Below are 24,681 nucleotides of genomic sequence, written 5' to 3'. Positions count from 1 at the left end.
CGAACGTGTCGATGAATCTATCAGCTCTGATTATAGGATCAATTAAAATCTGACTTTCAGGTCAAGAAAGTCTGTTTTTCCGGCTTCGCACGATCAGTGGCTGTCGGGGGATGCAATGAATCTGTAAGAAGATGTTCAAAGGTTTGCGTATTTCGTGCCAGTTCGCGGCAAGTGGCCCTGCGCCATCGCACTCCAGTGCGATACACTTCGCCGCTTTGCCGCCACAGACTCCAGATTCAAGGGACAAACATGACGTTCAAGGCCCCGGACAGCCTCGCCGAGCAAATCGCTCAACACCTTGCCGAGCGCATCATTCGTGGTGAGCTCAAGCCGGGCGAGCGCATCCAGGAACAAAAGGTCACTCAGGCGCTGAACGTCAGCCGCGGTTCGGTGCGCGAAGCGCTGCTGATCCTCGAGCGCCGCCACCTGATCGTCATCCTCCCGCGCCGTGGTGCTCAGGTCACCGAGATCACTGCCCATAACGTGATCAGCCTGTGCAACCTGATGAGCGAGTTGTATGTTCTGTTGGCCATAGCCGTCGCGCGCACCTGGACGGAGCAGGCTGATCTGGGCGCCTTCCTGCAAATCCAGCAGCGGCTGATCGCCAGTTCCGAGCGCGCGGATGTTCAGGCCTTCGTCGAAGACAGCTTCAATGTCATGCGTGCCGCGTTCCCGTTTGCCGACAACCCGTATCTGCAAGAGACGGTGGAAAATCTGCAACCGTCCATGAGCCGTAACTATTCTCTGGCCCTGGAGCAGCGCAAGGCGGAAATGGGCGATTACCTGAACCTGTTCGCGAATTTGCTCGGCGCCGTCATTGCCCGCGATGAAGTGCTGATCCGCAAGGTCCTGGGTGACTACGCCGAGCGCAGTTGCAAGCTGATCCTGTCCGCGTTGACGGCAGGCTGACCCCGTGCGGCTGAAGTGCATCAAGCTGGCGGGGTTCAAATCCTTCGTCGACCCCACCACGGTGAACTTCCCCAGTAATATGGCGGCGGTCGTCGGCCCCAATGGCTGCGGCAAATCCAACATCATCGACGCCGTGCGCTGGGTGATGGGTGAAAGCTCGGCGAAGAACCTGCGCGGCGAGTCGATGACCGACGTCATCTTCAACGGCTCCACCAGCCGCAAGCCGGTGAGCCAGGCCAGCATCGAACTGGTATTCGACAACTCCGACGGCACCCTGATCGGCGAATACGCCAGCTACGCGGAAATCTCCATTCGCCGCAAGGTCACCCGCGACAGCCAGAACAGCTACTACCTGAACGGCGCCAAATGCCGTCGTCGTGACATTACCGATATCTTTCTCGGCACCGGCCTGGGGCCACGCAGCTACTCGATCATCGAGCAGGGCATGATCTCCAAGCTGATCGAGGCCAAGCCCGAAGATCTGCGCAACTTCATCGAAGAAGCCGCTGGCATCTCCAAGTACAAGGAGCGCCGTCGCGAGACGGAAAACCGCATCCGCCGCACTCATGAAAACCTTGCCCGCCTGACCGACCTGCGCGACGAGCTGGAGCGCCAGCTCGACCGTCTGCACCGTCAGGCCCAGGCCGCCGAGAAGTTTCAGGAATACAAGGCCGAGGAGCGTCAGCTCAAGGCGCAATTGTCCGCCCTGCGCTGGCAGGCGCTGAACGAGCAGGTGGCTCAGCGCGAGTCGGTGATCGGCAATCAGGAAGTCGGTTTCGAGGCGTTGGTTGCCGACCAGCGCAGCGCCGATGCCAGTATTGAGCGCCTGCGCGACGGTCATCACGACCTGTCCGAACGCTTCAATCTGGTGCAGGGGCGCTTCTATTCGGTCGGCGGCGACATTGCCCGGGTCGAGCAGAGCATCCAGCATGGCCAGCAGCGCCTGCGCCAGTTGCAGGACGATCTGCGCGAAGCAGAGCGCGCCCGTCAGGAAACCGAGTCTCATCTTGGTCACGACCGTACCTTGCTGGCGACCTTGGGCGAAGAGCTGGAAATGCTCGAGCCCGAGCAGGACATCACCCAGGCCGCCGCCGAAGAGTCGGCCATTGCCCTGGAAGATGCCGAAATCGCCATGCAGAGCTGGCAGGAGCAGTGGGACGCCTTCAACCTGACCTCCGCCGAGCCGCGGCGCCTGGCTGAAGTCCAGCAGTCGCGCATTCAGCAGCTTGAGCAGAGCATGGAGCGTCTGGCCGAGCGCCAGCGTCGTCTGGGCGAAGAACGGGCGTTGCTCGCCGCCGACCCGGAAGACGCTGCCATTCTCGAACTGAGCGAAGACCTCGCCAGCCGTGAAATGACCCTCGAAGAATTGCAGGTGAGCGAAGAGCAGCTCGTCGAACGCCTTGAGCAGTTGCGCGACGAACTGCAGCGGGCCAATCAGGCGCAGCAACAGGCCCAGGGCGAACTGCAACGCCTTAATGGTCGTCTTGCATCGTTGGAAGCCCTGCAGCAGGCCGCTCTCGATCCGGACACCGGCACCGCCGAATGGCTGCGCGAACATGAACTGAGCGAGCGGCCGCGACTGGCTGAAGGATTGCGGGTCGAGGCCGGGTGGGAAATGGCCGTGGAGACCGTGCTGGGCGCCGATCTGCAAGCGGTATTGGTCGATGATTTCGCCGGTCTGGATCTGGCCGGTTTCAGTCAGGGCGATCTGCGTCTGCTCAGTCCTTCCCATGAGGGCGCCCGCATGCCCGGTAGCCTGCTCGACAAGGTCGACAGTGATCACGATCTGTCTGCCTGGCTGGGCCAGGTGCTGCCGGTGGAAAGCCTCGACGAAGCTCTGGGCCGCCGTAGTCAGTTGAGCGCCGGGCAGAGCCTGATCAGTCGTGATGGCTACTGGGTTGGCCGCCACTTCCTGCGGGTGCGCCGGGCCAGTGAAGCTCAGAGCGGCGTTCTGGCCCGTGGTCAGGAGTTGCAACGTCTGAACCTTGAACGGGACGAGCGCGAAGCGACCCTGGCCGGCCTCGAAGAGCAACTGCTCAGCCTGCGTGAACAACAGCTGCAACAGGAAGACGCTCGCGAACAAGTACGGCGCCGCCTGCAGGACGAAGCCCGGCAGCAGGGCGAACTCAAGGCGCAGCTGTCTGCCGCCAGGGCCAAGGTCGAACAGTTGACCCTGCGCCGCACACGCCTGGACGACGAACTGACCGAGCTGGCCGAGCAACGCGCCATCGAACACGAAGAACTGGGCGAATCACGCCTGCAATTGCAGGACGCTCTGGATGCCATGGCCCTGGACAGCGAGCAGCGCGAGCAACTGCAAGCCCGCCGTGACAGTCTGCGCGAACGCCTTGACCGGGTGCGCCAGGAAGCACGTCAGCACAAGGATCATGCCCATCAACTGGCGGTGCGTCTGGGCTCGATCAAGGCTCAGCATGATTCGACCCGTCAGGCCCTCGAGCGTCTGGAGATGCAGTCCGAACGCCTGAGCGAACGCCGTGAGCAACTAAGTCTGAATCTGGAAGAGGGCGAAGCACCGCTGGAAGAGCTGCGCCTCAAGCTCGAAGAGTTGCTGGAACGGCGTATGGTCGTCGACGAAGAAATGCGTACGGCGAAAAACGCTTTGGAAGACGCCGACCGTGAACTGCGCGATGCGGAAAAGCGCCGTACCCAGGCCGAACAGCAATCCCAGTTGCTGCGTGGCCAGCTTGAACAACAGCGCATGGAGTGGCAGTCCCTGACCGTGCGCCGCAAGACCCTCGAAGATCAACTGCACGAAGACGGCTACGACTTGCACGGCGTTCTGGCGACCCTCACCAGTGACGCCAACGAGAAAGAAGCCGAAGAAGAACTTGAGCGCATTGCCGCGCGTATTCAGCGTCTGGGTGCCATCAACCTCGCCGCCATTGACGAATATCAGCAGCAATCCGAACGAAAACGCTATCTCGATGCCCAAAACGCGGATCTGGTAGAAGCACTTGAGACGCTGGAAAACGTTATTCGCAAGATCGACAAGGAGACGCGCAACCGTTTCAAGGAGACCTTCGATCAGATAAATAGCGGAATTCAGGCACTTTTCCCGAAAGTTTTCGGTGGTGGCAGCGCTTATCTGGAACTGACGGGCGAAGATTTACTCGATACAGGGGTGACAATCATGGCGCGTCCCCCGGGCAAGAAGAACAGCACCATCCATTTGCTGTCCGGCGGCGAGAAAGCGCTGACTGCGTTGGCCCTGGTATTTGCCATTTTCAAACTCAACCCGGCACCGTTCTGCATGCTCGACGAAGTCGATGCGCCATTGGACGATGCCAACGTAGGACGCTACGCCAGGCTCGTGAAGGAGATGTCGCAAACTGTGCAGTTTATCTACATCACTCACAACAAGATCGCCATGGAAATGGCCGATCAACTGATGGGCGTGACCATGCATGAGCCCGGTTGTTCGCGGCTGGTGGCGGTGGATGTCGAGGAGGCCATGGCGCTGGTGGACGCCTGATGGCCCACTGGTAAATGGCTATTTGATAACGCAATGTGCGGTAGATAGCGCTTGTGACACAAAGCAGATGTAACAACCGGTGTAAAGTTACCTTTGGTCGTGCTAGCTTAATGTCCACTTTTTACTTTTTGCGTGGGCAAAATGCCAGTTAGAACATAGACTTGGCACCACGTTTTAAAGGGGTTTAAGCCCCTTATATTTCAAGCATTTTTCATAGAGGCACTGGATTACATGGAAATCGGTCTGCGCGAGTGGCTGATCGTCATCGGCATCATTGTCATCGCCGGTATTCTTTTTGATGGCTGGCGGCGGATGCGTGGCGGTAAGGGCAAGTTGAAATTCAGGCTCGACCGCAGTTTTTCCAACCTGCCGGACGACGATGAACCGTCGTCCGCAGAGTTGCTTGGACCGGCCCGAGTACTCGATACACAGAAAGAGCCGCAGCTCGACGAACACGACCTGCCTTCCATGTCCGCCACCCCGCGTGAGGGCAAGCGCAAACGCAAGGATGAGCCGCAGCAGGGCGATCTGAACCTGGAGGTCGAAGCGACCCCGAGCCTGTTCAGTGCCCGCGACGACGATTTCCCGGACGACAAGCCGGCGCAGCGCATCACCGAAGACAAGGACCTGGCGCCGGTCGAGGAAGTGCTGGTGATCAGCGTGATCTCTCGCGACGAAAGTGGCTTCAAGGGCCCGGCTCTGTTGCAGAACATTCTGGAAAGCGGCCTGCGCTTCGGCGAAATGGACATTTTCCATCGTCACGAAAGCATGGCAGGTAACGGCGAAGTGCTGTTTTCCATGGCCAATGCGGTCAAGCCGGGCATTTTCGATCTGGACGATATCGACCATTTCAGCACCCGCGCCGTGAGCTTCTTCCTCGGTCTGCCGGGCCCGCGCCATCCGAAACAGGCCTTTGACGTCATGGTCGCCGCTGCCCGCAAGCTGGCCCATGAGCTGAACGGCGAGCTGAAGGATGACCAGCGCAGCGTGATGACGGCACAGACGATCGAACATTATCGTCAGCGCATCGTCGAATTTGAACGCCGCGCACTGACTCAGCGCCGCTGAAAGGTTGCCGTAACCTGTGGGAGCGCGGCTTGCCCGCGAAAAACGATAACGCGGTATGTCTGGTTTATCGCGTTGATTCAATCGCGGGCAAGCCGCGCTCCCACAGCGGTACACAACACATGCATGAATTGAGCAGCCTCGGCTGCTCTTTTGCTTTTCGAGAGAACACCGTATGAACGCCGCCGAAAGCCGAATCCTGGAACTGCGTGCCGAGCTGGACCAGCACAACTACCGTTACCACGTCCTCGACGAGCCGAGCATCCCTGACGTCGAGTATGACCGCCTGTTCCACGAGCTCAAGGCGCTGGAAGCCGAGCATCCGGATCTGGTCACACCTGACTCACCGACGCAACGGGTGGGTAGCGCGGCGCTGACAGCCTTCACTCAGGTGCGTCATGAAGTGCCGATGCTCAGCCTGGGTAACGCCTTTGAAGAAACCGACATGCGCGAATTCGACCGCCGTGTCACCGAAGGCCTGGACCTGCCCGCCGGCGACCTGTTCGGTGGCGGCGCGGCGGTGCAGTACAGCTGCGAGCCGAAACTCGACGGCCTGGCGGTAAGCCTGCTCTACGTCGACGGTGCTCTGGTCCGTGGCGCGACCCGTGGCGACGGCACCACCGGTGAAGACATCAGTGTCAACGTGCGCACCGTGCGCAATATCCCCCTCAAGCTGCACGGCAGCGGCTGGCCGCAGACGCTTGAAGTGCGCGGCGAAGTGTTCATGTCCAAGGCCGGTTTCGAGCGCCTTAACGCCAGCCAGCTGGAAATCGGCGGCAAGACCTTTGCCAACCCGCGTAACGCCGCGGCAGGCAGCCTGCGCCAGCTGGATTCGAAGATCACCGCCAATCGCCCGCTGGAATTCTGCGCCTACGGCCTGGGGCAGGTGTCTGCCGAGTTTGCCGACACCCATATCGGCAACCTCAACAAACTCAAGGAGTGGGGCATGCCGGTCAGCCGCGAGCTGAAACTGGCCAATGGTATTGATGAGTGCCTGGCGTATTACCGGGACATCGGTGAGCGGCGCCTGACCCTGTCCTATGAAATCGATGGCGTGGTGTTCAAGGTCAACAGCCTGGCATCTCAGCGCGAACTGGGCTTTCGCGCCCGTGAGCCGCGCTGGGCCATTGCGCACAAATTCCCTGCGATGGAAGAGCTTACCGAGCTGCTCGACGTCGAGTTTCAGGTCGGCCGTACCGGCGCCGTGACTCCGGTGGCGCGCCTCAAGCCGGTCAAGGTCGCGGGCGTGACCGTGGCCAACGCGACCCTGCACAACATGGATGAAGTCGCGCGCCTGGGTGTGATGATCGGCGACACGGTGATTATCCGCCGCGCTGGCGATGTGATCCCCCAGGTGGTGCAGGTGGTGCTGGAACGCCGTCCGGAAAATGCCCGGGCTGTGGAAGTACCGCAAACCTGCCCGGTGTGCGGCTCCCATGTCGAGCGCACGCAACTGATCAAGCGCAGCAAGGGCAAGGAAACCGTCAGTGAAGGCGCGGTGTATCGCTGCGTCGGCCGCCTGGCCTGTGGTGCGCAGCTCAAGCAGGCGATCATCCACTACGTGTCGCGCCGGGCCATGGATATTGAAGGCCTGGGCGACAAGACCATCGAACAACTGGTGGACGAGAAGCTGATTGGCTCGCCGGCCGATCTGTACAAGCTCAAGTACGACGACATCATTGATCTGGAGGGCTTTGCCGAAATCTCCAGCAACAAGCTGCTCAAGGCCATTGCCGATAGCCGTCAGCCGACCCTGGCGCGGTTTATCTACGCCCTGGGCATTCCCGATGTTGGCGAAGAAACGGCCAAGGTCCTGGCCCGCTCCCTGGCTTCTCTGGAGCGCGTCGCACAGGCGTTGCCGCAGGTTCTGACGTACCTGCCGGATATCGGCCTGGAAGTGGCCCACGAGATCCACAGCTTCTTCGAGGACGAACATAACCAGCAGGTGATCAAGGCGCTGCGTGATCCGGCTGAATGCGGGCTGCAGATTCAGGGCGAGGGCGACCTGAGTGCCGAATTCGCCGCCAGTGCTGACCTGGCCGGGATGCTCGACAAGCTCAATATCCCTTCGGTCGGCCCCGGTGGTGCGCAGAAGCTGGCGGACAAGTTCGGTTCGCTGGACGCGTTAATTGCCGCCGACTGGCTGGACATGCGCCAGACCCTGCCCGAGAAACAGGCCAAGGCCGTGCGCGACTATTTCGACTTGACGACCAATGTCGAACTGGCCCAGGCCATCGAAGCCCAACTCAAGGCCTTCGGCATGCACTGGCACAGCGAGAAGAAAGTCGTCGAAGGCCTGCCCCTGGCTGGGCAGACCTGGGTCCTGACCGGCTCGCTGGAACTGATGAGCCGCGATGTCGCCAAGAGCAAGCTCGAAGGCCTGGGTGCCAAGGTTGCCGGTTCCGTATCGGCCAAGACCCATACCGTGGTCGCCGGGCCAGGGGCAGGGTCGAAGCTGGCCAAGGCCAATGAACTGGGGCTCAAGGTGCTGGATGAAGAGGCGTTTGTGGCGTTTCTCGCAAAACAGGGTGTCGCTATCGATTAACGAGCTGCGGTCTTGTAGAGCCAACTTGCAGGGCTGAGTGGTGGAAGCGAATTGTGGGAGCGAATTCATTCGCGAAGAGGTCGAGACAACCGCCACATCTTCATCGACGGGAATCGCTTTCGCGAATGAATTCGCTCCCACAGGTCCCGGGTAGAATTCGTCGTTTGCCCTGGATATGTTCCTCACGAAATAAACGGAACCCCTACAACCGGCCATGATCTAGTTCATGTCCTCAAGGAGATCGACATGTTCCGTTATTTCGACCAGCTCACCTCGCGCATTGCCGCGCCCTTTATCAGCGAGACCCGGCGCAACAGCAAGGTCTGGCAATGCCGCTGCGGACAGTCGATCTTTTTCCCCAATACCCAGTGCCTGGCCTGCTCGGCGGAGCTGGGTTACTTGCCGGAAACAGGGCGCGTCGCGGCGATCGAGCCGGATCACGATTTCAACGTCTGGCGCGTCCTCGACGAGCCCGGCCGTGGCCTGTATCGACGCTGCGCCAATCTGGATACCCCGGCGGCCTGCAACTGGTTGTTTCCGGCCTGGGCTACCGGCGAGTTTTGCGTGGCTTGCAGCCTCAATCGCACCATTCCTGACCTGTCGATCGCGGAAAATGGCGAGCGCTGGCGTAAGGTCGAGACGGCAAAGCGGCGGATGGTGGCGCAGTTGATCAGCCTGGGCCTGCCGGTCATTCCCAAATCGGTGAATGAGCGGAACGGCCTGGCGTTCGATTTCGTCGGTGTCGACCTGGAAGGCAAGCGGCCCATGACGGGTCATGCCGATGGGTTGATCACCCTGGATATCAAGGAAGCGGACGACGCCCATCGCGAAGCGATTCGCGTGCAGATGCACGAGCCGTACCGCACCTTGCTCGGCCATTTCCGACATGAAGTCGGCCATTACTACTGGGATCGGCTGATTGACAACAGCTTCTGGATCGATGGCTTTCGCCAATTGTTCGGCGACGAGCGCGCCAGTTACGCCGATGCCCTGGAACATCACTACCAGAACGGCACGCCGGACAACTGGCAGCAAGGCTTCGTCAGCGCTTACGCCACCATGCATCCGTGGGAAGACTGGGCGGAAACCTGGGCTCATTACCTGCACATGATGGATGCGGTAGACACCGCTCTGGGCTTTGGCATGAGCGCTCAGGAAATGGACCTGGATTACCAGCCGTTTCCCCTGGAAACCCTCTACGACCCGCAACACCCTGGCGGTCCGGCGTTTCTCGCCTTCGTCAACGCCTGGATCGAACTGGCTGGCATGCTCAACGAATTGTCGCGCAGCATGGGCCAGCCGGACTTCTATCCGTTTGTCCTGTCACCTTCGGTGATTACCAAGCTGCATTTCATTCATCTGGTGATCCAGAATACCGGTGGCAAAGCGGATGAGGTGTTGCAGGCGACATGACCTTGCGCGGGAGGGGGTGCGAGAGACCGCAACTTTGTAGGAGCGAATTCATTCGCGAAAACGGTAATACAGACGGTACAAATGTGTCAGATGTACTGGTCTATTCGCGAATGAATTCCACAGGGTCTGCTTGCACGCCATCCCCATTACAGCGCCAGTACCATGCGCCGTTCATAACCGATGCGTCCTTCATAAGCCTGGCCGGTGTCGATCCAGCCCTGGCTGCGATACAGGTTCATCGCCGCCAGATTGTCGGCATCTACCGACAGCATCAATTGTTGTACCTCCGGCCATTTGAGTCGGGCGGCCTGGGGTAGTCCCTGCAAAAAGACCTTGCCCAGGCCTTGGCCCTGAACACGATGATCGATCTGCAATGCGTGCAGGGTCGCTGCATCCGCTTGCGCCCAATGAGGCAGGCAGCTGCGGCGCTTGAGCAGGAAGAAACCACGGGGTATGTCATCGACCAACAGGGCGAAGCCGGCAATATCGCCACTGGGCCTGATCAGCAACGTATTCAACGCACAGTAGATATCTCCGGAGAAGGCCAACTGCTCAGGCAGAATCTCCAGGGATTCGAGCTGTTGGCGCTGAATTTCATTCAGTTCTTCGTAGGACACAACGTCGGTTTTCTTCACAGCAGGGATGCACCGTCTGACATGCGATGTAGGCGGTGCGCAGTATGACGAGTGTTTGGGCGAATCGCTCGGCTTAAACACAAGGCGCTGCTCAACTCCCGACTATTGCCAGCGCCTCACTGCAGGATAAAGGCCGCTTCATGCGTTGCGACAGGGTGGCCATGAGGCGCTGACGCTCGCAGGCGACCACTGACTCCACCTGATCATCGACGCAAAGCAGCGCGATAAAGGCATGTTGCTCGGGCTCACCGACATACTCAATACGGTTCCAGTCCCTGGCGTAGCCCAATACTTCGTAGGTCTTGCCATAGTGGTAGGTCCAGAAGAACGGTACATCGGCAAACTCACCCTGCTCGCCGAGCATGTTGCCAGCAGCGACGCGGGCCTGTTGCTGGGCTACACGCCAATGCTCAATGCGCACCGGCTGACCCGCCAAGGGGAAAGTTACTACATCCCCCGCCGCCCAAAGGCCGTCCGCAACACGCATACCGGCATCAGCCATCAGGGAGTGGTCATCGGCCAGGGCCAGTTCGCGCAACGGTTCAGTCGCCGGGCTTACCCCGGTGCCGATCAGGACGAGGTCGGTTTCCAGGCGCTTGCCGTTATCCAGTACCACTTCATGTACCTTCGCGGCTCCCTCCAGCAGCACTGGCTCGGTGCCGGTATGGAAGACCACACCGTTGCGCTCGTGCAGTGCACGCAGGGCGCGGCCGATACGTTCGCCCATCTGCTTTTGAAACGGCACCTCATGGCGAGTGACTACCTGGACCTCAAGCCCGGCCTTGCGCAGTGCCGCAGCGGCTTCCAGGCCAATGAAGCTGTCGCCGATGATCGTCACTCGGGCATGGGCCTCGGCAGCCTCCAGCAACTGCTCTGCATCGGCCAGGGAGCGCAGTACGAATACGCCGGGCAGGTGGGCGCCTTCGATTTGCGGGCGCAGGGGAGTACCCCCGGTCGCCAGGAGCGCGGCGTCATAGATCAGGCTGCGGCCTTCGTCAAAGCTGATGGTTTTGGTCTGGCTATCGACCCTTTGCACTCGTCCGTGCAGGCGCTGTATCCGGGCGCCTTGATAAAAGCTGTCGTCGAGCAAGGGCGGAGTTTGTGCCGGGGCCATTTCACCGGCCAGAACAAACTTGCTCAGGGCGGTCCGGTCATAGGCATTGCGCTGCTCTTGATCGATCCACAGCAGTTGCCCGGTGTAGCCTTTTTCGCGCAAGGCCGCCACCGCCGCCGAACCTGCAGCGCCAGCGCCGATTACGACGAAACAGCGGTTGTCGGGTTCGACGGGGCCGTCGGCAGCAGACCCTGGCTGATCGTCTACCCAGATCCTGTTGCCTTCGATACGCACCGCATGACGTTGCAGGCTGGCCAGGGCAGGGGGCTCGCACACGGCACCGCTGTCGATTGCAAATGCCGCCTTGTGCCAAGGGCAGATCAGGTAGCCCTCGCAGATCGCGCCTTTTTCCAACGGAGCACCCGCGTGAGGGCAATTGGCCTGAAAGGCTCGCACCTGTTTGACGTTGGACACCAGCACCACCTCTGTGGAACCGGCCTGTACCCGTATAGGGCGAGAGTCATTCACCTGGTCAAGATCCGCGACCGCGTGGAAGGTCATGGGCAATCTCCTGTGGGTTTTATGGGACCGGCGTCAGACGAGATAGCGTCCGCCCGGCTAAAGCCTGTCCCGCGCGATGGATAGGGACGCTACTCACGAACCGCCGCCACCCGCCCCACCACCTGCGCCGCCTCCGGCCCCGCCACTGCCGCCAGCCCCGCCACCCGCGCCGGAGCCTGAACCTGCACCCGTACCGGAGCCAGAGCTGCCGGTCCCCGAGCCACCTGTACCGGTCCCCGTGCCAGTGCCGCCCGTGCCATCACTGTTGCCGGAGCCGGAATTGATGCCACCACCGCCGCCACCATTATTGGTGCCTGGCATGCTGCTGCCGTTGCTGTTGCCCATGCCATTTCCGGAGTTGGTCGACCCATTGGGCGCACCGGGATTGGAACCCGGCGGTAATGCCGAGCCGTTTATAATGCCGCCGTTGTTAGTACCGCTCGGGTCAGTGGTACTCGTCGCTGCCACTACAGGCACCGACAGCACGCAGGTCAATCCGGCCAGGGCCAATGCACGACTTAGAGAGCTTTTCATGAAAGAACCTCTTGTTGTTTTTTCGAGCGTTGCGTGGGTGAGCGTTTACAAGCCTCACAGAATTGGGAAATGGCCAGCCGCGCAAAGTTTGAAAAAACCTGCGGATTGACGACGAATGGAGTGGCTGGCTTATCAGGCTGCCGCTGGTCTAGTTCAGTGGCACTCTGGCCTGACGGACGTTTCTCAACTGCATGTCCGGATGGTCCGGACCGTGTAATGGAGATCAATCATGCAACGTGAACCCGAGACACCCGAAAACCCCGATGACGATCTGGGTTTCGATCCGGAGTCGCCGGATGTCAGTGATCCGCAAGTCGATCCGACGCACCCCGCGCGCACCGGCAATGAACCCCATAACAAACCGCGGCCGAAAACCAATCCGGTCGACGAGGTTTAGCGGTGAGATAAGCAGTGCTCCGAAGACGCTGCTGCGCTTCGGCCAGCGTCGTCAGAGCACCTGATCACGTAACGGAATCGATTCGTTGGCGCCTGTTGGAGGCACTGCGCGAGTCAAGGTAACCGGGATGGACTTTGCCGCCGGTACTTTGCTGCGTTCGGCGTAATGCCAGAGCGGTACCAACGGGTTGCACTCAGGGTAATAGGCGGCGGCGCAGCGTTCGGGAATGTCGTAGGCGATGATCTGCAACGGTCCGACTTCCCGTACCACGTCAGGCTCAATCGCTGTGCGAACCATGATCCAGTCTCCGGGTGCAAGGTTGAGGCGGATGATGTCGTTGCGGTTAAGAAATATTACGCTGCGGGTCCCACTCACGCCCCTGAAACGGTCGTCATAGCCGTAGATGGTGGTATTGAACTGGTCGTTGCTGCGCAGCGTCATCAACTGCACAACGTCCCGGCGCGCGGCATTGCGGGAAATATCGTCGTCTTCATCCAGAGCTCTGGGCGTCTTGAATTGTGCCTTGCCGGTTGCCGTGGGCCATTTGCGTTCGCAGGCAGGCAGTGGCCGATGAAAGCCGCCGCGTTGCCACATGCGTGCCTCCATATCTTGAAAGATGTCCGGGTAGATCTGAGCGATTGCTTTGCGGATCAGGCTGTAGTCTCGCTGCCATTGTGCCCAGGGTATCGTTGTCCGTCCCTCCAGCGTGGCCTGGGCCAACCCACTGATGATCGCGACTTCGGACAATAACTGGTCGCCCGCAGGCTCTCGGGCGCCGCGCCAGCCATGAATGCAGCCGGTGCTGTCTTCGGTGCTGTAGGCCTGTTCGATGCCGCCCTGACGGTCGATTTCGGTATGGCCCAGGCAGGGCAACAGCCAGGCCTGCTCGCCAGGCAAGAGGTGTGAGCGGTTCAGCTTGGTGGCGACCTGAACGTTTAGCGCCAGTCGCGACCAAGCCGGTTCCATACGTGAAGTGTCGGGAATGGCCCGCAGGAAATTACCGCCCAGGCCGATAAAGCCCTGCACACTGCCATCGAGCATACCTTCACAGGTTTCCACCGTGGCCCGGCCTTTGTCGGGCGGTACGCTGAAACCGAACAGCGTCTGGATCCTGTCCCCCGGCACCTTGGCAGGGTCTTCGGTAATGCCCACCGTGCGTTGCCCTTGCACATTGGAGTGCCCGCGTACCGGACAGATGCCCGCGCCGGGCTTGCCGATATTGCCGCGCAATAGCAACAGATTGACCAGCATCTGCACGTTTGCCACGCCGTGGCGGTGTTGGGTCATGCCCATGCCGTAGATCACCATGACCCGTTCGCTGCGGGCATACACGGTGGCTGCAGCCTCCATGGCGCCCCGAGGCAGGCCGGAACGATGCTCCAGATCGTCCCACGAGTAATGGTCGACCTGAGCAACCAGATCCATCAGGCCTTCGGTGTGCTCGGTCATGAACGCATGATCCAATACCGCTTGCCTGCCCTCGGTCTCGGCCGCGCGTTCCATGGCCAGTAATGCCTTGATGATGCCCATGATCGCTGCGGTATCGCCACCTATGGCTACCTGATGGTACTGGGTACTGATGACGGTGGACTCGGGGCCGAGCATTTCGCTGGGCGATTGCGGGTTGACGAAACGCTCCAGACCGCGCTCGCGCAACGGGTTGAAGGTGATGATCGGCACGTTGCGTCTGCGTGCTTCCTGCAGTGGATGGAGCATGCGCGGGCTGTTACTGCCGACGTTCTGGCCGAAGAAAAAAATGCAGTCGGTATGTTCGAAGTCGGCCAGGGTTACCGTTCCGACCGGCACGCCAATGCTTTCCTGCAAACCCACCGAGGTGCTTTCGTGGCACATGTTGGAGCTGTCCGGCAGACTGTTGGTCCCGTAGGCCCTGGCCAGCAGCTGATACATGAACGAGGCCTCCAGGGATGCCCGTCCCGAGGCATAGAAGACCACTGAGTCCGGGGTCATACGGCGTAACTGCGCGCCGATTTGCTGGAAGGCTTCTTCCCAGGAGGTCGGTATGTAGCGATCACTGGTCGGGTCGTAGCGCAGCGGATGAGTCAGTCGCCCCTGTTGCTCCAGATCATAATCACGCCAGGTGCGCAGTTCACTGACGGTGTGTCTGGCGAAAAACTCCGGCGAAGTTCGCCGCGACGTAAGTTCCCAGGCGGTGGCCTTGGCGCCGTTCTCGCAAAACTCCAGAACATGGGGATTGCCGGGCTTGGCCCAGGCGCAGCTTGCGCAGGCGAAACCTTTGGGTTTGTTCTGTTTCGCCAGGGCCGCAAGCGAACCACCCAAGGCCTGTTCACGCCATAAAATATTCATCACCGAAAACGCCGAACCCCAGCCGCCGGAAGCCGAGGTGTAGGGGTGATAGTGAGCGGTGGAATGAAGGATGCGCATGAGTTCACCTCTGAAGCACTGGCGGGCAAGTGAGCAGTTATTGCGCTACGACGCGGGAAGCACGGCAAAGGTTCGACGGTATTCACCGAGCGGCGCACACCGCTGGTCAATGTCGCAGGGAACCGGAAAAAAATGCCCAGGGTCTACCGGCGCAGATATTCGAAAGCAATCTCGGGAGCAGCAGAAATGGAAAAGCCACGCAAAACCCCGGAGCTGGATGCCTGGTACCTGGTGCTGGAAGACAGCGGCTATCGCAATGATTCGCCGGACGCCTGGCATGAAACCCTGATCAGCGCGGCCGATGAACTGTTACGTGGGGGCGTGATCGACTGGGATGATTGTCAGGCACTCAAGGCGCGGGCGGACCTCAGCTATGAACGCGCTGTCGATGAAGCAGTGGCGGCGAAACTGGATGATCCTGAGGAGTAAGCCTCACGAAGGCTCGTCCTCTTCGTGTTCTGACCAGTCCCGGGTATCCGCCCGGGACTGATCGTTCTTGCGCTCGGGATCATCGGGTTTGATCGGCGCGGACAGCGGGTATTCCGGCGTTTGCTCGTCATCGTGCTGATCGTGAGTCTTCATGGGTCTCACCTAGTTACCGTCGGCCACTTTGCGCTCGATCTCGGCAGTTTTTTGATTGAGCTCTTCCACCTCCTGCTCCTTGGTCCGGGTCGAGGAGGGCGTGATGGTTTCATCGACACCTTTGGTGGCGTCACTGCGGTCTTCAAGATCGCGTTCGACGACGTTGACGGGTTTGCCGGCGGCATCGGTTGGCGGATTGTTTGACGCCGAGTTGACCGGGTTGGAACGTTCTTGGGTGCTCATCGGGACTTCCTCCATAGTGTGAACTTTGGAGGGGAACAGTTCACATGAGTTCGATTCAGTTGCCGGGCGGTAGCGACAACGCCCAAATAAAACCGGCCGCCCAATCGGGCTGAACTTTCTGATTCGGCCTTGCCTCCCATTTTTTGTCTGCCCGTTCAGACGGGCCAATTTGACTAGAGGAAGACCATCATGAGTACCGAGCTGCAAGGCAAGAAAATCCTGATCATCACCTCCAATTCCGGCATTGAGCGCGATGAATTGCTCAAGCCGCTGGAAGCCCTGCGGGGTTTTGGCGCGACCGTCACCCATGGTTCGAGCAAGGGCGGTATCACGCAAACCTGCCTGCATGACGCCGACAAGGACGTAACGGTAAAGTCCGACAGCGCGCTCGCCGCTCTCAACGCATCGGACTTCGATGCCCTGGTGATTCCGGGCGGTACGGTCAATGCCGATACGTTGCGTCAGGACGCCGATGCCCAGCGAATCGTCAATGAGTTCGTCAAGGCGGGCAAAACCGTTGCGGCGATCTGTCATGGCCCCTGGCTGTTGATTGATGCCGGTGTGGTTGAGGGCAAGACCCTGACGTCCTACCCCAGCGTGCGCACCGACCTGATGAACGCCGACGCGGCGGATTGGGTCGATACCGAGGTCAAGGAGTGCCCGGCCAATGGCTGGACGCTGATCACCTCGCGCAACCCCGACGACCTGCCAGCGTTCAACAAGGCAATCGCCGGCGCCCTGCGGGCCGCCTGAGGCACTCAAAAGGCCGCCGCGCCCCGCCACACAAGTGCTTGAGCACTCTCAAGTTTTTTATCCGCAACAACGGGTTGTAACTTCGCTCAAGACCGGTACAATGGCGCGGCTCGCCGAGAGGTGAGCGTCGTTATGGTGACCCCATCGGTCCCCCCGCAACGATTACCCGTCAACCTGGTCAGATCCGGAAGGAAGCAGCCACAGCGGGAACATTGTGTGCCGGGGTGTGGCTGGTGGGGTTGCCTCCTTAACGGCCCTTCGCTTTGCCTCCTCGCTGCAATGCTTCGCCCTCCAGACTTCACATTTTGTCTCGATTGTTTCAATCTCGCGCGTCCCGTCGTGTGATGCAAGCAAACCCGGTTGCTGTTATCCGCTCTGCCACGTTTAGACTGGCTGAAGCTCGATATTGGCAGCGCAATAGTCTTGTTTGGATATACGGCGTTGCCGTATAATTGCGACTATGTATACGATTATCGAAACCGAAATTTTCAAGCGCTACGCCGAGTCAATATGGTGCGATGGTGAACGTGAGGATTTCATTGCCTGGCTCGCTGCGAACCCATTGGCGGGTGATGTGATTCCAGGAAGTGGCGGCCTGCGTTAAGTCCGTTGGTCTCGCAGCGGGATGGGTAAACGCGTTGGTACGCGTGTGATCTATTACAACACGCTTTCTGAAGGCTATATCTGGTTGCTGATTGCCTACACAAAGGCAAAATTTGACAACCTCCCAAGCGCTTTTCTGAATCAGTTGAAAGAGGAAATCAGCCATGGACAGTGAAATGGAGCAATTTCAGAGCGACTTGCTGGCTTCGGTGCGTCAAATGAAGGCTGGCAAAGCTGCTCGTTCAACCGAGGTGCGGCTGTCGGTTGCTGCTGAAGCCCGCGCCAAGGTCGGTATTTCTCAAACCGCTTTTGCTTTGCTCCTGGGAGTCAGCCTGCGTACTTTGCAGGATTGGGAGCAAGGACGACGTCAGCCAACAGGCGCAGCGCAGACTCTATTGCGTGTGGCAAGCCAGCATCCCGAGGCATTGCGTGACTTGCACGCAATCTGAGGCGCCATCGATTTCGACAGAACTCATATCTCACCACGAAGACGCATGGCCGTGCTCAGTGAATGCTTTCTAAGTCGTTTCGAGTTGCGCCGATTACAGGCTACTAGTGTGTGATTGTACCGGAGCCTACCCATGCCCCGCCTCGAGCAAATCCGCCTCATGGCCGCCTACAACCAGTGGATGAACAACCGCCTCTATGAAGCCGCTGCCGGCCTTCCGGAAGAGGCACTGCGCGAAGGCCGAAAGGCGTTTTTTGGCTCGATCATCGGTACGCTGAACCATCTGCTGGTCGCGGACACCATCTGGTTGCAGCGCTTTGCCCGGCACCCGTCCTTGCACCCGGCGCTGGATCCGCTGCGTCAGTGGCCTGCGCCGCAAGGCTTGAGCCAGTTGCTGTTCGAGAGCTTCGGCGAGATGCGCGAGCACCGGGTTTTGCTGGACCGGATCATCACCGAGTGGGTCGAGGTCTTGAGCGAGGCGGATCTGGATAGGGCGGTGTCTTATGCCAATACCCAGGGCACTCCTTTTTCGCGTGATTTCCATGCACTGCTGAGCCACTTCTTCAATCATCAGACCCATCACCGCGGCCAGGCAACGACGCTGCTGTCGCAAGCGGGCGTCGATGTCGGCTCCACCGATCTGTTGAATCTGATCCCCGTCCTATAGGGGGCCGAAGCGTTCTTTCAGCCATGGGTTGATATCGAATGAAGGGCAGGCCTTGGTGTATTCATTCGGGGTGATGCGACCGTCGCTGTTCTTGTCCGGCGACAAATCGCGGTGGCCGCAGATGCGCGCTTTTGGATAGCGGACCTTCAGTTCCCGGAGCAGGCATTCCAGGGTCGTGAACTGCTCGTCGGTGAAGTTATTGGCTGGTTTGTTATTGAGATCGACACCCCCTACCAGGCAAATGCCGATGGAGCGGGCGTTGTGGCCGGTGGCATGGGCACCGATGGCGTTTTCCCTGCGGCCCGTTTCCAGTTCGCCATTGCGGCGGATGACATAGTGATAGCCCACAGTCGTGAAGCCGCGCTGGACATGCCAGCGGGTAATGTCGCGTACGCCGACGTCGACGTGGGGACCTGAGGCGGAGCAGTGTACGACCAGCAGGTCAGTGCCGAAGCGGGTTTTAAGGGCGGTCATGATTCGGAGTTTCCTTACAGGGTTAATCAGGCCCTGTAAGAAATACTCATGGGGTTTTCAGGACAAGTCGGCCTTGCCGTTATGGCTTGTACGATTTGTCGCTGGTTTATGCAGGAAGTGAAGCGTGCCCACAAGGCAAATGCAGCCCCATCTATAACGCCGCGCTGTCACGCAGCCAACACCAACCGGAGCATGGAGCAAATCTTGTGGGAGCGAATTCATTCGCGAAGAGGCCGGTACATCCGACGCATCTTCATCGCCTGGAACACCGCTTTCGCGAATAAATTCGCTCCCACTGAGTTTTGGTAGTTCACGCCAAATGACTCAACCCGGGAAATGCAGGGCGTTGGTCAGGTCACCCATGGGCTGCTGGCCGCGGGCTTTCATGGCGTCGTCGCGTTGCTTGAGGCCATCCAGGGTTTCCAGGCCGTGGACGCGGGTGATCAGACGCAGGATCGAGGCGGTGTCGTAGACGGTGTGGTCCACCGTGCCTTTGCGGGCGAACGGCGAGACGATCAGCGCCGGAACACGGGTGCCGGGGCCGAAGCGGTCGCCCTTGGGCGGTGCCACATGGTCCCACCAGCCGCCGTTTTCGTCGACGGTGATGACGATGACCATGTTGTTCCATTGCGGGCTGTTGCGCAGGACCTTGATCACCCGGTCTATATGGCGGTCGCCTGAGGCGACGTCGGCATAACCGGCGTGCATGTTGAGGTTGCCCTGGGGTTTGTAGAAGGTCACTGCTGGCAGCTTGCCTGCTTGCGCGTCAGCGAGGAATTTGTTGCTGCTCGCCTCGTCGCCCAGGCCACCGTCGCGCAGGCGCTTGGCGCGCTCCGCCGGGTTCTCCGGCCCCTGCTGCTTGAAGTAGTTGAAGGGTTGGTGGTGGTACTGGAAGTTGGGGATCTTGGGGATGCCGGTGGAATCCTTGTATTGATCCAGGGTGACTTGCCAGGCACCGGCGTACCAGGCCCAGTCGATGTTCTTCTTCGACAGTTTGTCGCCGATATGCTCGTGGCTCTGGGGCACCAGCACGTTGGCCAGGTCAGGCTTGGAGTAGTCGGGCTTTTCCGGATCGCGCAGCCAGGTCGGCCAGTACGGCGGGGCCATGGTGTTGACGGCAAAACCGTCTGGCGTCAGCAGGCTCGGGCCGAACTGCGGGGCACCGGTCATGGCGCTGGCCGGGGATTTCTCCAGCGGCTTGAGGCGCAAGTCGAGCGGGTCGTCGCTTTCCACCGTGGCGATCTGCGTCTTGGCGACCGACGCAGCGGCGTCCGGGTAGAACGGCGCGCGGGCCGAGATCAGGTACTGGTGGTTGAGGAAGGAGCCACCGAAAGCGCCCTGGAAGAAGTTGTCACACAGCACGAATTCCTTGGCCACGTCCCATAGGCGCAGGGAGTACTGGCTTTGCGGGTAGTAGCCCATGGTCAGGCCACCGGAGTCGGCCCAGGCGACGAATTTGTCGTTCTTGCCGCCGTTGATTTGCATCTGGTTCTGGTAGAACACATGCCACAAGTCGCGGGTGACCAGGCTCAGGGGCAGGTCTTCGGCGTTCGGGCCCTTGAGCGCGAAGGGCGCGTTGGGCAGGTTTTCCTGGAATTGGGTGTTGACCGGATAGGTCACGCCATCGACGGTCTGCGGGCCGACCTGCAACACACCACCCCAGGCCGGAGGCAGGGTATTGAGCAGGCTGCCATCACGGTCGCGCTGCTGATATTGCTCAGGCTTGACCGTGGAGAGTGGGCTTTCAACGCCGGGGAAGTCGCCGAACAGGTTGTTGAAGCTGCGGTTCTCGGCGTAGATGACCACCACCGTCTTGACGTGTTCGTGCAGGGCTTTGTCCAGCGCCGGGCCGGCCAGGTGTTTCTCGGCCTTGGCGCCGCTTGGCTCATGGGCCGAAGCGTGGCTGCTGAGGGCCGCGCCGGCACCCAGAACGGCGACGCCGCCGAGGAAGCGGCGGCGACTGGTGTCAGTGGGGGTGCCGGTTGCTTTGGAAGTGTCGTCCGGTTTGTCGCTCATGCGCTTCGCCCTGCCCGTTGGTCTGGTTGTTACCAAATATTTCAGCAAGGGTAGTGGCGCATTGTGACGATATTGCTACAGGTTGGCGGCAGGTTGAGCGGGTCAAGGCGCCATGAGTGCGGGCGGAGCACTGGAGGTGCGATAGCGTTCGATGATGCGGTCGATTTCCCCGGACATTTTCATGCGCAGCAGGGCGCGCATGATGCCTTGCACCGGCAAGTCCAGATCGTTGCGGGCAATGCAGCCCACGGGCTCTTCATTAATGACGGCCACGGCCTGCATCGGGTCGCCGGCGCCATCGTTCTGGTTGAACCAGTCCAGCGCCCACTGGCTGCTGACGGCATAGAAGTAGCGCCGAGCCTTGAGCTTGAGCAGGACCTGGTCCTGGCCGCGGGCGTCTTCGCGAATCAGTTGCTGGCTGTCGAACAGCGGTTGCAGCTTGGGATAGAAGTAGCCCAGTACCGTGCCGATGGGTTGTCGATGCAATTGTGCAGCGGTGATGGGGAAGGCGTTACGCGCAGTGGTCACCAGCAGGTCGCGCTGGATCAGCAGCGGCAGGCTCCAGGTGTAGTCGCCGGACAGGCCGCCCAGCCAATCGGGGGAGACGTAGCAGCGTACGTCGATCTCGCCGCGCTCCATGGCGCCCTGAATGCGGTTACGCGGCAGCACATGGTAAATGGCGGTGCGGCCCATGTGCTCGCTCAGGCTTTGCATGATGTCGAACAGGATCCCCGCATTGGGTTGACCATCGCGGACATTGACCAGCGGCATGGACCAGCTGTCGGCCAGGGAAAAGCGCAACGAAGGCTGATCGGCCAGGCTGGGGGTGGACGCCCACAATAGAATGCTGAAAATCAGTAGGCGCATAGACTCTCTAATGTCGGTGCAACGGCACGCTGACAGGTGCCGGGCCGAGTGGTGGGGCCTGCTATTTACAAGCTTAGTCATATTCCAACAGCACATCAGATGCAATTTTGCCCCTGCTCCGCTAGCATTGGCGGTCTTCCGCTTTTCAGTCGCGACGGTTTTCGATGAGTTATCAGGTTCTTGCACGTAAATGGCGTCCGCGCTCGTTTCGCGAAATGGTTGGCCAGACCCATGTGCTCAAGGCTCTGATCAACGCGCTCGACAGTCAGCGTCTGCACCATGCCTATCTGTTCACCGGTACCCGGGGCGTAGGCAAGACGACTATCGCGCGCATTATCGCCAAGTGCCTTAACTGCGAAACCGGCATCACTTCCACGCCGTGCGGCACCTGCTCGGTCTGTCGGGAAATCGACGAAGGTCGCTTTGTCGACCTGATCGAGATCGACGCCGCGAGTCGCACCAAGGTCGAGGACACCCGCGAGCTGCTGGACAACGTGCAGTACGCGCCCAGCCGCGGACGCTTCAAGGTCTACCTGATCGACGAAGTGCACATGCTGTCCAGCCATTCGTTCAACGCCTTGCTCAAGACCCTTGAGGAACCGCCACCCTACGTCAAGTTCATCCTGGCGACGACTGATCCGCAGAAACTTCCGGCAACCATTCTGTCACGTTGCCTGCAATTTTCCCTGAAGAACATGACCCCAGAGCGTGTGGTTGAGCATTTGACCCACGTCCTGGGGGTCGAGAACGTGCCGTTTGAGGACGATGCCCTGTGGTTGCTGGGGCGCGCGGCCGACGGTTCGATGCGCGATGCCATGAGTCTGACCGACCAGGCGATAGCCTTCGGCGAAGGCAAGGTGATGGCGGCGGACGTACGGGCGATGCTCGGCACCCTTGATCATGGTCAGGTCTATGACGTGCTGCATGCGTTGCTTGACGGCGATGCCCGGGCGTTGCTGGAGGCCGTGCGCCATCTGGCCGAACAGGGGCCGGACTGGAATGGCGTGCTTTCGGAAATTCTCAACGTGTTGCACCGGGTGGCGATTGCCCAGGCATTGCCTGAGGGCGTCGACAACGGCCATGGCGACCGTGACCGGGTACTGGCCCTGGCCCAGGCGCTGCCGGCCGAGGACGTGCAGTTCTACTACCAGATGGGCCTGATTGGTCGTCGCGACCTGCCGCTGGCGCCTGAGCCGCGGGGCGGGTTCGAAATGGTGCTGTTGCGGATGCTGGCCTTCCGCCCCGCTGACAGCGATGACGCACCCCGCCAGCCGCTAAAGACGGTGGGGCTCAACCCGGCCACGGTTGATTCCCCGAAAGCAGTGGCTAGCACTGCCCCTGCACCTGTTTCAGTACCTGTGGCAGCCCCGGTTGCGCCTCCTGCTGCTGTTGCAGCGCCTGATCCGGTCACACCTGCTCCGGTAGCGGTTGCACCGGTTGCGCCCGTCGAGCCGCCGGTGGTAGAGCCCGCCGTTGACCTGCCGTGGAACCCGCAGCCTGAACCGGTCGCCGCAGTTGCCCCTGAACCGGTCCTGGAGACCGTGGCCGAACAGCCTGCACTGACGCCGATGCCGACCCCCGCTCCCGACACCCCGGTGCCCGAAGCGCCGCAGGTCGAGGAGCGTCAACCCGAGCCAGTGGCGACCGTTGCCATGCTTGAGCCGGTCCCCTCGGCAGCGGCCTATGTGCCTGCGCCCATGGAGCGGGACGACGAGCCGCCGCTGGACGACGATTACGTCGAGCCGGATATCGATATCGACCCGGCGTCCTACAGCTATCTGGACGATCTGGCCCACGACAGCGTGGCTGAGTCCGAGCCGGTCGAAGCCGAACCGGCCCCGGCATTGATGCCTGCCACCGGGCTGGCTGCCGAGTGGCTGGAGCTGTTCCTCAAACTGCCGATTTCCGGCATGACCGGCAGCATCGCCGCCAACTGCACGTTGATCGCCCGTGATGGCGACAACTGGCTGCTGCACCTGGATCCCGCTCACAGTGCGCTGTTCAACGCGACCCAGCAGCGGCGCCTCAATGATGCGCTGAACCAACAGCAGGGCCGCACGATCAACCTGAGTATCGAGCTGCTCAAGCCCGAGCAGGAAACCCCGGCCCAGGCCGCTTCCCGTCTGCGTGCCGAGCGCCAGCGCCAGGCTGAAGCGTCGATTCATGCCGATCCGTTCATCCAGCAGATGCTGCAACAGTTTGGCGCAGTGATCAGGGAGGATACGATCAAGCCTGTGGATGCTGCCCCGTTGGCGGGCTGACGAATTAACAGGTGAGGTGCCTTGCGTGGCACCGCACCCCGTAACCATCGATTTTCGAGGAGATACCCCATGATGAAAGGTGGCATGGCTGGCCTGATGAAGCAGGCCCAGCAAATGCAGGAAAAAATGGCCAAGATGCAGGAAGAGCTGGCCAACGCCGAAGTGACCGGCCAATCCGGTGCCGGCCTGGTCAGCGTCGTCATGACCGGCCGTCACGACGTCAAGCGCATCAGCCTGGACGACAGCCTGATGCAAGAGGACAAGGAAATCCTCGAGGACCTGATCGCCGCAGCCGTCAACGACGCCGTGCGCAAGATCGAGCAGAACAGCCAGGAAAAAATGTCCGGCGTAACTGCTGGCATGCAGCTGCCGCCAGGCATGAAACTGCCGTTCTGATTCGATGCTGTACGTTGCACCCATGCCAGGCCTTGTGCCTGGCATTTTTTTTGGCTGTATCCATCGAATAAACGCAAATATCCGGGTTGGAGCCGGGCTTGCCCGCGAAGAGGCCAGCAAGCGGCGCACATTTTTCGTCTGGAATATCCTGTTCGCGGGCAAGCCACGCTCCAACAGAATCGCTCCATGCCTTGGGCCCGGGGTTGTCATGGCACCGCCCACCAGCCAGGACTTGCTCCTGTTGGTTGTTCTACAACACTTCGCCCCAGCCCGACTAAGCTCTGTAGGACGCATGTGCCTGTTACGTTGTGTTTCCGGCTTTCGTTGATATGCTCAAGTTAATGGCTAACTAATGGCGAGAG

21 protein-coding genes, 1 other RNA gene and 1 pseudogene are annotated in these 24,681 nt (G+C 60.4%); 14 read left to right on the top strand and 9 right to left on the bottom strand.

The features are described from left to right. Positions 1 to 249: 249 nt before the first annotated feature. The 5 genes from M2401_RS09435 (at position 250) to M2401_RS09415 (ending at position 9,425) form a co-directional block, all read left to right on the top strand. On the top strand, positions 250 to 909 hold the full coding sequence (locus tag M2401_RS09435) for a GntR family transcriptional regulator (RefSeq protein ID WP_259101951.1): 660 nt from the start codon (positions 250 to 252) through the stop codon (positions 907 to 909). A 4-nt stretch (positions 910 to 913) separates the two neighbouring features. Beyond that, positions 914 to 4,402 carry a chromosome segregation protein SMC gene (smc, locus tag M2401_RS09430; protein ID WP_259101949.1) on the top strand — a complete coding sequence of 1,163 codons (3,489 nt, stop codon included), beginning with the start codon at positions 914 to 916 and terminating at the stop codon, positions 4,400 to 4,402. Positions 4,403 to 4,633: 231 nt separating this feature from the next. Next, positions 4,634 to 5,470, top strand: a complete 837-nt coding sequence (gene zipA, locus M2401_RS09425; RefSeq protein WP_259101947.1) for a cell division protein ZipA — start codon at positions 4,634 to 4,636, stop codon at positions 5,468 to 5,470. Between the two features lie 172 nt (positions 5,471 to 5,642). Beyond that, the gene (ligA, locus tag M2401_RS09420; RefSeq protein WP_259101944.1) at positions 5,643 to 8,012 is read left to right on the top strand and encodes an NAD-dependent DNA ligase LigA; all 2,370 of its coding nucleotides are present in this window, start codon (positions 5,643 to 5,645) and stop codon (positions 8,010 to 8,012) included. 246 nt (positions 8,013 to 8,258) lie between these two features. Further along, complete coding sequence (locus M2401_RS09415; protein ID WP_259101943.1) at positions 8,259 to 9,425, top strand: putative zinc-binding metallopeptidase; 1,167 nt, start codon at positions 8,259 to 8,261, stop codon at positions 9,423 to 9,425. Positions 9,426 to 9,571: 146 nt separating this feature from the next. Here the strand turns inward: M2401_RS09415 and M2401_RS09410 are convergent, their stop codons facing one another. The 3 genes from M2401_RS09410 to M2401_RS09400 all read right to left on the bottom strand — a co-directional run bounded on the left by M2401_RS09410 (position 9,572) and on the right by M2401_RS09400 (position 12,209). Continuing rightward, entirely contained in the window at positions 9,572 to 10,060 is a 489-nt protein-coding gene (locus tag M2401_RS09410) for a GNAT family N-acetyltransferase (protein WP_259101940.1), read from the bottom strand. A 91-nt stretch (positions 10,061 to 10,151) separates the two neighbouring features. Further along, a complete protein-coding gene (locus M2401_RS09405; protein ID WP_259101938.1) occupies positions 10,152 to 11,675 on the bottom strand; it encodes an FAD-dependent oxidoreductase in 1,524 nt (507 codons plus the stop codon). Positions 11,676 to 11,768: 93 nt separating this feature from the next. Next, complete coding sequence (locus M2401_RS09400) at positions 11,769 to 12,209, bottom strand: hypothetical protein (protein ID WP_259101936.1); 441 nt, start codon at positions 12,207 to 12,209, stop codon at positions 11,769 to 11,771. Positions 12,210 to 12,438: 229 nt separating this feature from the next. On the opposite strand from M2401_RS09400, the gene M2401_RS09395 reads away from it, so the two are divergent. Next, positions 12,439 to 12,606, top strand: a complete 168-nt coding sequence (locus M2401_RS09395) for a DUF6021 family protein (protein WP_259101933.1) — start codon at positions 12,439 to 12,441, stop codon at positions 12,604 to 12,606. A 51-nt stretch (positions 12,607 to 12,657) separates the two neighbouring features. On the opposite strand, the gene M2401_RS09390 is transcribed toward M2401_RS09395, so the two are convergent. After that, positions 12,658 to 15,009 carry an FdhF/YdeP family oxidoreductase gene (locus M2401_RS09390; RefSeq protein WP_259101931.1) on the bottom strand — a complete coding sequence of 784 codons (2,352 nt, stop codon included), beginning with the start codon at positions 15,007 to 15,009 and terminating at the stop codon, positions 12,658 to 12,660. A gap of 186 nt (positions 15,010 to 15,195) precedes the next feature. On the opposite strand from M2401_RS09390, the gene M2401_RS09385 reads away from it, so the two are divergent. Next, the gene (locus tag M2401_RS09385) at positions 15,196 to 15,438 is read left to right on the top strand and encodes a hypothetical protein (protein ID WP_259101929.1); all 243 of its coding nucleotides are present in this window, start codon (positions 15,196 to 15,198) and stop codon (positions 15,436 to 15,438) included. 3 nt (positions 15,439 to 15,441) lie between these two features. Here M2401_RS09385 and M2401_RS09380 read toward each other — a convergent pair whose 3' ends face one another. Next, a complete protein-coding gene (locus M2401_RS09380) occupies positions 15,442 to 15,591 on the bottom strand; it encodes a hypothetical protein (protein ID WP_259101926.1) in 150 nt (49 codons plus the stop codon). Positions 15,592 to 15,600: 9 nt separating this feature from the next. After that, positions 15,601 to 15,834 (bottom strand): hypothetical protein, encoded by a 234-nt coding sequence (locus M2401_RS09375; protein WP_259101924.1) that lies wholly within the window; start codon positions 15,832 to 15,834, stop codon positions 15,601 to 15,603. A gap of 189 nt (positions 15,835 to 16,023) precedes the next feature. Here M2401_RS09375 and M2401_RS09370 point away from each other — a divergent pair, with 189 nt between their 5' ends. The 5 genes and pseudogenes from M2401_RS09370 (at position 16,024) to M2401_RS09355 (ending at position 18,305) form a co-directional block, all read left to right on the top strand. Continuing rightward, entirely contained in the window at positions 16,024 to 16,587 is a 564-nt protein-coding gene (locus M2401_RS09370; RefSeq protein WP_259101921.1) for a type 1 glutamine amidotransferase domain-containing protein, read from the top strand. Between the two features lie 142 nt (positions 16,588 to 16,729). Continuing rightward, positions 16,730 to 16,826, top strand: an RNA gene (ffs, locus tag M2401_RS09365) — signal recognition particle sRNA small type. A gap of 221 nt (positions 16,827 to 17,047) precedes the next feature. Then, a pseudogene (locus M2401_RS34325) lies at positions 17,048 to 17,365 on the top strand (transcriptional regulator). Continuing rightward, positions 17,355 to 17,639 carry a DNA-binding transcriptional regulator gene (locus M2401_RS09360; protein WP_259101919.1) on the top strand — a complete coding sequence of 95 codons (285 nt, stop codon included), beginning with the start codon at positions 17,355 to 17,357 and terminating at the stop codon, positions 17,637 to 17,639. The pseudogene M2401_RS34325 and the gene M2401_RS09360 overlap by 11 nt, the downstream one beginning before the upstream one ends. A 132-nt stretch (positions 17,640 to 17,771) precedes the next feature. Beyond that, the gene (locus M2401_RS09355; RefSeq protein WP_259101916.1) at positions 17,772 to 18,305 is read left to right on the top strand and encodes a DinB family protein; all 534 of its coding nucleotides are present in this window, start codon (positions 17,772 to 17,774) and stop codon (positions 18,303 to 18,305) included. On the opposite strand, the gene M2401_RS09350 is transcribed toward M2401_RS09355, so the two are convergent. The 3 genes from M2401_RS09350 to M2401_RS09340 form a co-directional block, all read right to left on the bottom strand. After that, entirely contained in the window at positions 18,300 to 18,779 is a 480-nt protein-coding gene (locus M2401_RS09350; RefSeq protein WP_259101914.1) for an N-acetylmuramoyl-L-alanine amidase, read from the bottom strand. The genes M2401_RS09355 and M2401_RS09350 overlap by 6 nt on opposite strands. Positions 18,780 to 19,103: 324 nt before the next feature. Then, positions 19,104 to 20,795, bottom strand: coding sequence for an acid phosphatase (locus M2401_RS09345; RefSeq protein ID WP_259101911.1), 1,692 nt, complete (start codon positions 20,793 to 20,795; stop codon positions 19,104 to 19,106). A 102-nt stretch (positions 20,796 to 20,897) separates the two neighbouring features. Further along, positions 20,898 to 21,662 (bottom strand): ABC transporter substrate-binding protein, encoded by a 765-nt coding sequence (locus M2401_RS09340; RefSeq protein WP_259101908.1) that lies wholly within the window; start codon positions 21,660 to 21,662, stop codon positions 20,898 to 20,900. Between the two features lie 164 nt (positions 21,663 to 21,826). Here M2401_RS09340 and dnaX point away from each other — a divergent pair, with 164 nt between their 5' ends. Next, a complete protein-coding gene (gene dnaX / locus M2401_RS09335) occupies positions 21,827 to 23,923 on the top strand; it encodes a DNA polymerase III subunit gamma/tau (protein ID WP_259101906.1) in 2,097 nt (698 codons plus the stop codon). Positions 23,924 to 23,992: 69 nt separating this feature from the next. After that, complete coding sequence (locus M2401_RS09330; protein WP_259101903.1) at positions 23,993 to 24,319, top strand: YbaB/EbfC family nucleoid-associated protein; 327 nt, start codon at positions 23,993 to 23,995, stop codon at positions 24,317 to 24,319. Positions 24,320 to 24,681 lie beyond the last annotated feature (362 nt).

Origin of the sequence: Pseudomonas sp. JUb42, from assembly GCF_024807945.1 — a bacterium.
Classification (GTDB): Bacteria; Pseudomonadota; Gammaproteobacteria; order Pseudomonadales; family Pseudomonadaceae; genus Aquipseudomonas.
This window is presented reverse-complemented; position numbering and strand designations above follow the sequence as displayed.